The organism is uncultured Microscilla sp., assembly GCF_947493425.1.
Taxonomy (GTDB): Bacteria; Bacteroidota; Bacteroidia; order Cytophagales; family Microscillaceae; genus Microscilla.
In genome coordinates this window covers 1-10,675 of record NZ_CANLRP010000235.1, presented here as the reverse complement: position 1 = coordinate 10,675, position 10,675 = coordinate 1, and the positions used below count along the sequence as shown (strand labels likewise).

Here is a 10,675-nt window from a genome sequence, read left to right as displayed (position 1 = left end):
GCCGCAAAATGCTCGTTAGAGGCAATGCAGCCCAAGGGCTTTTGTTGCAGCAAAGAAATTTCCACGAGCAGGTTTTTTGCCACCGGGTTGAGGTGCTTGTCCAGCCAGATGCTGGCGGGGTAAAAGAAACCTTCAAAAGCAGGGAGATGGGCAGGGTTCAGTTCTTTAATCGTAGTTGTTTTTTTTGTCAGGGTAGTTTGTTCACTTGTTTTCATGGGAGTATAGATAAGTAAGGTGTTGTTGGAGTTGTTGTGGTTGTTTAAAAAAAACTCCCCGACAAGGCTGCTTGTCAGGGAGAACTAAATGACCTTATACCACTGTCAGGGCATACACTTGCCGGAGCTCATTCAAGTACTGACCCAGACTGCTGCGCTCGTGGTGTTCACAAGGAATCAGGTAAGGAATCAAGCCTTCGAGCTCGCCACTGTATTGCCAGTAACCCAGGAGCATTTCGGCTTCGTCGTGGGTAAGCTCATCGCCCCAACCCTCCAGGTGCATGGCTTCCATATACGCCCTTCGCTCATAAAAAGAAGTACCCGCCCCGGCAAAATCTGCTACCGACCAAATACCAGGGGTGGGTTCAAAGTCCATGCGCCACACGGTGCCGTGATGCACATAATAAAGCGTGTTGCCGTGGCGCCCCACATAATGGTACTGCGCGTGGCGCAAGCGGTGGTAAGGGTAGAGTATCCCGTTAAAACTCAGGTGATTGAGCACAGGTTTTTGCCAGTGCTCTACGATGCACGATTGGCGATGAGGGTCATAGCTTTGTACCTGCCCTACACCCAATGCCGGATAAGTGACATCCTCTACCCACAAACCCAACATCTGGTTTGGGTTTCTTGTGGAAATTGTTGAGTTTTGCATATTGATTCAACTTTATAGGTCCCCGTGTTGAGTGCTGTAGTCTCCAAACTAAAAGGCACTTTGGCGGGGCTTTTTATTTGTAATTGTGTAGTGCAAGTATAAACAATCATGGTGGGGAATCGTAGGGAAACGAGGAGAAAGAGTGGGTGGTTTTTATGAAACTATATTTAATTTAACGATCCCTCTCCACCTGTTTGAAATTGGTGGGCTTTATGTGTACATTTACGCTCTTTGGATTATTTTATTGCGGAATATTACCTTGCGCAGCTTGTACGTCACTGATCAAGCTATTGATCATACAAAAGCCAGATATATTTACAATGGAAAACACCTACGAATCGGACATAGAAAAAAAGTTTATAGACTTGCTCGTAGAGCAAAAATATACTTATCGCAGTGACATTAGAACTAGAGAGGCGCTAGACCAAAACTTTAGAGAAAAGTTTAACGCCACCCATTATGTAACCCTCAGCGACGATGAGTTTGCCCGCCTAAGAAGCGACCTTGTCAATGCCGACGTGTTTAGGGCGTCTAAGTTTTTGCGCCAGCAACAATATTTTGAGCGCGACGACGGCACCCCTTTGTATTATAACTTGGTGAACACCAAAAAATGGTGCAAAAATAAGTTTGAGGTGATAAACCAATTACAGATGAAAACCACCGAGAGCCGCCACCGCTATGACGTGATTTTGTTGGTAAATGGGTTGCCTTTGGTGCAAATAGAGCTTAAGCGGCTCGATGTGTCGCCACGCAAGGCAATGAAGCAAATTGTAGACTACAAAAACGATCCTGGCAATGGTTACACCAACTCATTGCTGTGTTTTATGCAGTTGTTTATAGTGAGTAACCAAACCAATACTTATTATTTTGCCAACAACAAAAACGAGCATTTTAATTTTAATGCCGATGAGCAGTTTTTACCCGTGTACCAATTTGCCAACGAGCAAAACAACAAGATAACCCACCTCACGCCCTTTACCGAACGTTTTTTGAACAAGTGTACTCTGGGCGAGATGTTGAGCAAGTATATGGTGCTGGTAGAGGTAGAGCAAAAAATATTGGTGATGCGCCCCTACCAAGTGTATGCGGTGAAAGCTATAGTTGACTGCATTGAGCAAAACCGAGGCAATGGCTATGTATGGCACACTACGGGTAGTGGCAAAACACTAACTTCGTTTAAGGCGTCAACGCTGCTGAAAGAAAACCCCGATATTGAGAAATGTTTGTTTGTGGTTGACCGCAAAGACCTCGACCGTCAAACCCGTATGGAGTTTAACAAATTTCAGGAGGGGAGTGTAGAGGCAAACACCAACACGGGCGCGTTGGTGAGGCGGTTGTTGTCTGATGACTACACCGACAAGGTGATAGTAACCACCATACAAAAACTAGGGCTTGCCCTAACGGGTGCCAGCAAAAAAGACTACCGCGAGCAGCTCAAACCCTTGAGCCAAAAACGTTTGGTGTTTATTTTTGACGAGTGTCACCGTTCGCAGTTTGGCGACAACCACAAGGCAATCAAAGAGTTTTTTCCGAAGGCGCAATTGTTTGGTTTTACGGGTACCCCCATTTTTGAAGAAAACGCCACCTACCGCACCATAGAGGGTGAACAGGCTTCTTATAAAACCACCCAAGATATTTTTGAGAAAGAGCTGCACAACTATACCATTACCCACGCCATAGACAACAAAAACGTGTTGCGCTTTCATGTAGACTATTACACCCAAGAGGGCAAAGACGCCCAACCTGGCGATATGTTTAGTCGCCAAGTGATAGCCGACGCCATACTAGAAAAGCACGACCGCGCTACAGGCTATAGGCGCTTTAATGCCATTTTTGCCACGGCGTCTATCAAAGATGCCATTGATTATTATAAGCTGCTCAAGGCAATGCAAATACAAAAACAAGACGCTGACCCTGCCTATAAGCCGCTCAATATTGCCTGTGTGTTTTCGCCGCCTGCCCAACTTGCCAGCGACAAAAACAAAAAAGACATTGAGCAGATTCAGGACGACCTAGAGCAAGAAAAGGTAGACAACCAACAAGAGCCCGAAAAGAAAAAGGAGGCGCTGGAGGGCATCATTGCCGACTATAACACTCGCTTTGGCACTAACCACCATATCAACGAGTTTGACTTGTACTACCAAGATGTTCAACAACGGATCAAAGACCAACAGTATAACAATAGAGACTATGCCCAAGACCAAAAGATTGACCTTACTATAGTGGTAGATATGCTCTTGACGGGCTTTGACTCTAAATACCTTAATACGCTTTATGTAAACAAAAACCTGAAGTACCACGGGCTGGTGCAAGCCTTTTCGCGCACCAACCGCGTGCTAAACGATACCAAACCCTATGGCAACATTATGGACTTTAGGGGGCAACAAGACGCTGTAAACCAAGCCATTGCTTTGTTTTCGGGCGAGCACAAGCAACGCGCCAAAGAGGTGTGGATGGTAGACGCTGCCCCTACTGTGATAGACCACTACCAAGAGGTAGTGAAAAAACTGGGCGATTTTATGGTGGGGCAAGGGCTCGAAAACGAACCCCACGAGGCTTATAACCTGAAAGGCGATGGGGCGCGCATTGCCTTTGTGAAAAACTTTAAGGAGGTGCAAAGGCTCAAAACCCAACTTGAGCAATATACCGACTTGAGTGAGACGCAAAAAACGCAAATAGAGCAAATATTGCCTACCGATAGGCTGCGCGAATATAAGAGCGCCTACCTAGAAACTGCCAAACAACTGGATAAAACCCGCCGCGAAAAACCCGACCAAACCGAAGCCGATGGTTGGCAAGAGTTTGATTTTGAACTAGTGTTGTTTGCCTCGGCGATGATAGACTACGACTACATTATGGGCTTGATTGCCGATAGCACCCAAAACAAGCCCAATAAGGAGAAAATGAGCCGCGAGGAGATCAAGCAATTGTTGAGGTCGCAATCTAACTTTATGGACGAGCAAGAAGTGCTAGAGGCATACATAGATAGCCTGGATTGGGGGCGTGGCTATAGCCGACAAGAGCTTACCGAGGGGTATGCGGCGTTTAAGGCAAGCCAACAAGCCGAAGAGCTGGCGGGCATAGCGGCAGCGTTTGGGCTAGAGGTGGCAAGCTTGCGAGCTTTTGTAGACGAGGTAATGAACCGAATGATATTTGATGGCGAACGCTTGACCGATTTGTTGGCGCCCCTAGAACTAGGCTGGAAGGCACGCCGAAAGCAAGAGATTGCTTTGATGGAGGAGTTAGTTCCTTATTTTAAAAAATTAGCCCAAGGGCAAGAAATTTCAGGATTATCGGCGTATGAAGACTAAAAAAACAAACAAACCACTGGTGCCCGCCTTGCGTTTTCCTGAGTTTAAAGAGGATGGAGAATGGGAGGAGAAGAGGCTGGAGAAGCTATGTTTCAAAATTAGTGATGGTATTCATTCAACACCAAAATATGATGATTCAGGTGAATATTATTTTGTGAATGGAAACAATCTTGTAAATGGAATAATTGTAATAAATGAATCAACAAAAAAAGTTTCTAAAGAAGAATTTGAAAAACATAAAAGAGAATTAGGTGGCAACACGATCTTACTATCAATAAATGGAACTATTGGTAACCTATCAGAATATAGTGGTGAAAAAGTAGTACTGGGAAAAAGTGCTTGTTATATAAATGTAAATGAAGATAAGGTTGAGAAAAAGTTCATTCTTTATTGTTTAAAAACTGAAGTTGTTAGGAAATACTTTTATGCTGAGTTGACGGGTTCGACCATAAAAAATCTATCCCTTAAAACAATTAAGAATACTACAATAAAATTACCATCACCCAAAGAACAACAAAAAATAGCTGATTGCCTATACTCATTAGATCAATTGATGGGGGTGCATGAAGCACGCCTTGAGCGCCTCCAAAACCACAAAAAAGGTTTGATGCAACAGCTTTTCCCGCAGGAAGGTGAAAAAGTGCCACGTTTGCGTTTTCCTGAGTTTAAGGGAGATGGGGAATGGGAGAGAAAAACCTTAGATGAATGCTTACAGCAAAAACCTGAGTATGGAATGAATGCTCCAGCAGTACCTTATTCTGCATCACTTCCTACTTATTTAAGAATAACAGATATTTCTGAAGATGGTCATTATTTATCAGATAAAAAAGTATCAGTGGATAAGGAAGTAACGGAAGAGAACTATTTGCAGGATGGTGACATAGTTTTGGCGAGAACGGGGGCAAGTGTAGGCAAATCATATAAATATAGACCCAAAGACGGTAAGCTAGTTTTTGCAGGATTTCTGATAAGAGTAAGACCAGATAAAACTAAACTCAATTCAGAATTATTATTTCAATACTTAGCTACGGGACAGTATTGGAAATGGGTAGGTTTTACCTCTATGAGGAGTGGACAACCAGGTATAAACGGAAAAGAGTATTCAAGTATGCCTTTATCTTTACCCCCAACATTAGCCGAACAACAAAAAATAGCCAATTGCCTATCTTCTTTAGACACCTTGATAGCAGCCGAAGCGCAAAAAATAGGGGCTTTGGGCAAGCACAAAAAAGGTTTGATGCAACAGCTTTTTCCTGAAATAAACCGCTAAGTATTATGAGTAATCAATCATCTAACAACAACGAGGTAAAAGCCAACCTCACCGAAGTAGCGCAACACCTGAAAGACCGTTTTCCACCTCCCTCTGGTCACCAAAATGCCAAAGGAAAAGATTTTATGCTCTTGTTTGCCTACAATGGCACGGGTAAAACAAGGCTGTCGATGGAGTTTAAAAATTTGAGTAAATATAGTCCTCAAGACCCTGAAACCAACACCTTGTATTTTAATGCCTATACCGAAGACTTATTTGTATGGAATAACGATCTTGACGGCGACACTGAGCGTTATTTGGAAATGAACAACAACTCTAAATTTTTTGATGGTTTTAGAGAGTTGGCATTGGAAGATAAGATTAAAGAATATTTACATAGGTATGTAGACTTTGATTTTAGGATAAATTATGAAGATTGGCGGGTGATATTTAGCAGGAACGAAACAGTAGATAACAACACACAGGAAGAGGGAGGAGAAACCAATAATAATGAGGAAGCGAATGACAGCGAGGGAGAACAAAGTCAAACAGTAGATTTTATTAAGATATCACGTGGTGAAGAAAATATGTTTATTTGGTGTATATTTTTGGCAATTGCCAAACTTGCCATCGAAGATGATGAATGCACTGGACCTTATGGCTGGGTAAAATATATTTATATAGATGATCCTATTTCGTCGCTCGACGACAACAACGCCATAGCCGTAGGCACCGACCTAGCCCAATTGCTCGGCAAAGCCAAAGAACGGGGCAAAGAACAAAGCAATCCAAGCCCTGTAAAAGTAGTAGTGTCTACTCACCATTCCTTGTTTTTTAACATTATGGACAAAGACTTGGGGGCAGTGGGCAAAAAAGTAAACTTCTTTTTGCACAAAAGAGGCGACGAGGGGTATTTGTTGCGAGAAACCAGCAAAAGCCCATTTTTTCACCATGTGGCAATGCTTGCCGAGCTCAAGCAAGCAGCCGATACAGGTGACATCAAAACTTACCATTTCAATACGCTCAGAACTTTGTTAGAAAAAACCGCCGCCTTTTTGGGTTATCCGAAATTTAGCAGATGTTTGAAAGAAATGTCGATAGATGAGGAAGCCTTGTTTAACCGTGTTATCAATCTCCTAAGTCATGGAGGTTACTCTATATATGCTCCAGAAGAAATGGGAGAAGACAACAAAAACTTATTTAAGCGATTGCTTAACGCATTTTTAGCCAAGTACGGGTTTGAGGTGCCCAATATATTGGCAGAGGAGAGCAGTGAGTAGTCAAGTCAGTGGTAGCAAGTATCGTATTTGCAAATATGATAAAAGCTATCAACTCCCAACTATAGACTAGAATGCGTCAGCCACTATCGACCATCGACTGTGGACTATGGACAAAGGCACGCAAACTACTTGCAGTTAATGAGGGCTTAATGCAAACAGCATTGCACTCCCGACTATGGTCTATTGACTATCAACTAAAGGAAAAAATTATGACACAACAAGAACAACACAATAAATTAGGTAGTACCCTTTGGAAAATAGCCGACGAGTTGCGCGGCGCCATGAACGCCGATAGCTTTAGAGATTATATGCTCTCGTTTCTTTTCTTGAAGTACCTATCGAGCAACTATGAAGAAGCCGCCAAGCGCGAGCTAGGGAGCGACTACCCAACACTAGACGGAGAAGAAGACACCCGCACCCCGTTGAGCGTGTGGTACGCAGCCAACGCTGACGATGTGCCTGAGTTTGAGGCGCAAATGCGTAAAAAAGTGCACTATGTGATAGAGCCTATTTACCTTTGGAAGAGCATCTCGGAGCTTGCCCGTAGCCAACACGAAGACTTGCTCAAAACCTTGAAAGAGGGATTTAAATATATAGAAAACGAATCATTTGAGAGCGCCTTTCAAGGCTTGTTTTCAGAGATTCACCTCGACTCAGAGAAGCTAGGCAAAAACACCACTGAGCGCAACAAACGTTTGTGTACCATTGTGAGCAAAATAAGCGCAGGCATTGCCGAGTTCTCTACCGATAGCGATGCCTTGGGCGACGCCTACGAGTATTTGATTGGTCAGTTTGCGGCAGGTTCGGGCAAAAAAGCGGGCGAGTTTTACACGCCCCAACAAATCTCTGGTATTTTGTCTGAAATAGTGACCCTAGATTGCCAAAACCCCGCAGCGGGCAAAAAGAAGAAACTTGAGCATGTGCTTGACTTTGCTTGCGGGTCGGGCTCGTTGCTCTTAAATGTGAGAAAAAGAATGGTGCAGGCAGGGGGTAGCACGGGCAAAATATATGGGCAAGAAAAAAACGTGACCACCTACAACCTGGCACGAATGAACATGCTCTTGCACGGAATGAAAGACTCCGAGTTTGACATCTTTCACGGCGATACTTTGCTCAATCAATGGGGTGTACTCAATGAAATGAACCCCGCTAAAAAGCCAAAGTTTGATGCTATAGTAGCCAATCCGCCCTTTAGCCTTCGTTGGGACTCTAGCAGCGACCTAGCCGAAGACTTTCGTTTTAGGGGCTATGGCTTGGCGCCCAAGTCGGCAGCCGATTTTGCTTTTTTGTTGCATGGTTTTCATTACCTGTCCGACAGTGGCACTATGGCAATTATATTGCCGCACGGAGTATTGTTTAGGGGTGGAGCCGAAGAGCGTATTCGCACCAAATTGCTCAAAGACAACCATATAGATACAGTGATTGGTTTACCTTCTAACCTGTTTTATTCTACGGGCATACCCGTGTGTATATTGGTGCTAAAAAAATGTACCAGGGCAAACGATGTGCTCTTTATCAATGCCAGCGAGCACTTCGATAAAGTCAAACGCCAAAACACCCTCAACGAAGACCACATTACCAAGATTATAGACACCTACCAACACCGCAAAGAAGAAGAACGCTATTCGCAACGGGTGACGATGGCAGAAATAGAAGAACAGGGCTACAACCTCAACATTACGCGCTACGTGAGTACCGCCGAGCCAGAGCCCAAGGTAGACCTCAAAGAAGTAAACGCGGAACTACAGGCAGTAAACAAGGACATAAAAAAACATACCGATGCTCATAATGAGTTTTTGAAAGACTTGGGCTTGCCGCCAGTGTAGGAGTGAGTAAATAAAAAGGCGGCTAGGAATAAACCCTTAGCCGTCTTTTTGTTTTGAGGTGTTTTAGAAGTTAACTCCCCTCATGCAATATATCCTCCAAACGGTCGATCCCATAAAAAACTTGGCTACTTAATTCTTGGAGTTTCTCAACCGAAGGCAATTGCCCATATTCAAGCTCTAGCTTAGTGGCAACCCGTGTTACCAAACTAGCGGCTTTGATGAGTTCAAGTTTCAATGCTTCGCGTTGTGTATCATCTAAGCCATTATAAGTCAAGGTCGATGCTTCATCGGTTGATTTTTGAAAAAAATAATGCCCTTCCTGCTCTTCTACAAAACCTACACTTTGCGCCAAGTTACAAGAAGCTTGAAAGCTCTCTTTTGATAATGCTCCTCTACTAATTGTAATCCTTTGTTTATCGCGTTTGTGGTAGTATGTCAAATGTTTGAGTATTACATTTCGCAAGGCGTTTGATAAATGTCCTTTGCCTCGATGAGCAGGCAAGGTAAACCAATGAAGGTCGTATTTCATATCAAACACTGCGGCTACAAACTGCTTATTTTCGTTTTTTATAAAGTAAAACCATTGAGGCTCGTCCTTGGTAAGGCTAGTGAGCGCAGTGGCTGGTAGCTCCCAAACTGCTGCCCAATAGACTCTTTCGGATAATGGCTTTAATAAAAAGTGTGCATGCTCATTATCATTGAGTTTATGAATGAGGTGTTCTATTTGTTCATCGGTCATGTTTTTGGTTGTTTTTTTCATTTGCTAGTCAAGCATTGATTTATTCTTCACAAAAATAAGTAATGTAGACCAACATCCCACCCAAATACCCTCTAAAACCTTTTCTTTGATGCGTGTTGTGGCTCTATGAACGAAATAGGGGTAAGTACAGGCTTGGGTAGCTACCCATTAAAGAAAAACACTAAAAAAAACTCCTATCTGACTATAGATTACATTAGGTGATTTATCTAATTTGTCAAGCTAAGCATGCTAATTTGGCAAGGTTCGATGACAATTTGGCGAGGTTCAGGACAATTTGGCAAGCTTGCCATACCAGTAAGCAAGCAATAAGAGAAATACAGCTACAACACTCAGCTTATTTTGTCGCTCCTGCTCCCCAGGCAAAGCAAGCCAGGTCTGCCTGCTGAACAACTTGCTCCCGATAGGGCGAAGACTATACCTGTTTTTTACCGACTGATTAGGCACTTGCCTTTAGGGAACCTGCCCCCCCCCTTTAGCACTGCCCCAAACTCTAGTTTACCACCAGATAAAAAGCGTCCACAAGAATATCTAAAAGAGTTGTTCCCTTTAGACAATACATAAGAATACCCAAAAGACTACTACAGAAGAAAAAGAACAAAAAGAAAACGGACAACCTGGCTATTTTTCTCTTTCTCTTTTTTTTAAGGAAATATTCCGATCAGGATTAAGGCTTGAATGGAGTGTTGGGAAATGCCAGGCCAACAACTTGCGACCTCCACGTTTATGAGTATCAGATGTTGAACCACTGCTACCACTACCCGCGTATGGATGATCGTTGTTTGTTTGCTTGTCGTATTTAACATTCAAAAAGCAAGAATCTAAAATAAGCGTTTTTAGCAGGGTATGGCTTGCGATCTATAAAACAGGTTATCTTCTACACTCGTTTTTCTTTGACGCGTGTTGCAGCTCTATGGGCGAAACAGAGGTAAGTCCTGGCTTGGGTAGCTACCCATTAAAGAAAAACATTTAAAAAAGAAAACTCCTATCTGCTATAGATTGCATTAGTTGACTTAATATAAGTGACTCATTATGATGCCAAATTGTCAAGCTAAGCATGCTAATTTGGCAAGGTTCAGGGACAAATTGGCAAGCTTGCCATACCAGCAAGCAATAAGAGAAGTACAGCTACAACACTCAGCTTATTTTATACCTCCTGCTCCCCAGGCAAAGCAAGCCAGGTCTGCCTGTTGAACAACTTGCTCCCCATAGGGCGAAGACTATACCTGTTTTTTACCGACTGATTAGGCACTTGCCTTTAGGGAACCTGTTCCCCCTTTAGCACTGCCTCAAACTCTAGTTTACCAGCAGATAAAAAGCGTTCACAAGAATGCATAAAAGAGTCGTTCCCTTTAGACAATACATAAGAATACCCAAAAGACTAC

The 10,675-nt window shown here is 43.2% G+C and carries 6 protein-coding genes and 1 pseudogene; 4 read left to right on the top strand and 3 right to left on the bottom strand.

Annotated elements, in window-relative coordinates:
• Positions 1–215, bottom strand: a pseudogene (locus Q0954_RS30825) (helix-turn-helix domain-containing protein); the annotation flags it as partial.
• Between the two features lie 94 nt (positions 216–309).
• Positions 310–867 carry a hypothetical protein gene (locus Q0954_RS30820; RefSeq protein ID WP_299464749.1) on the bottom strand — a complete coding sequence of 186 codons (558 nt, stop codon included), beginning with the start codon at positions 865–867 and terminating at the stop codon, positions 310–312.
• Between the two features lie 320 nt (positions 868–1,187).
• Here Q0954_RS30820 and Q0954_RS30815 point away from each other — a divergent pair, with 320 nt between their 5' ends.
• The 4 genes from Q0954_RS30815 (at position 1,188) to Q0954_RS30800 (ending at position 8,533) form a co-directional block, all read left to right on the top strand.
• Positions 1,188–4,178 (top strand): type I restriction endonuclease subunit R, encoded by a 2,991-nt coding sequence (locus Q0954_RS30815; RefSeq protein ID WP_299464746.1) that lies wholly within the window; start codon positions 1,188–1,190, stop codon positions 4,176–4,178.
• Positions 4,168–5,448: a restriction endonuclease subunit S gene (locus Q0954_RS30810; RefSeq protein WP_299464743.1), complete on the top strand. Its 1,281-nt coding sequence runs from the start codon at positions 4,168–4,170 to the stop codon at positions 5,446–5,448. The genes Q0954_RS30815 and Q0954_RS30810 overlap by 11 nt, the downstream gene beginning before the upstream one ends.
• A gap of 5 nt (positions 5,449–5,453) precedes the next feature.
• Complete coding sequence (locus tag Q0954_RS30805) at positions 5,454–6,707, top strand: AAA family ATPase (RefSeq protein ID WP_299464740.1); 1,254 nt, start codon at positions 5,454–5,456, stop codon at positions 6,705–6,707.
• Between the two features lie 71 nt (positions 6,708–6,778).
• Positions 6,779–8,533 (top strand): type I restriction-modification system subunit M, encoded by a 1,755-nt coding sequence (locus Q0954_RS30800; protein WP_299464737.1) that lies wholly within the window; start codon positions 6,779–6,781, stop codon positions 8,531–8,533.
• Positions 8,534–8,603: 70 nt separating this feature from the next.
• On the opposite strand, the gene Q0954_RS30795 is transcribed toward Q0954_RS30800, so the two are convergent.
• On the bottom strand, positions 8,604–9,293 hold the full coding sequence (locus tag Q0954_RS30795) for a hypothetical protein (protein ID WP_299464734.1): 690 nt from the start codon (positions 9,291–9,293) through the stop codon (positions 8,604–8,606).
• Between the last annotated feature and the right edge of the window lie 1,382 nt (positions 9,294–10,675).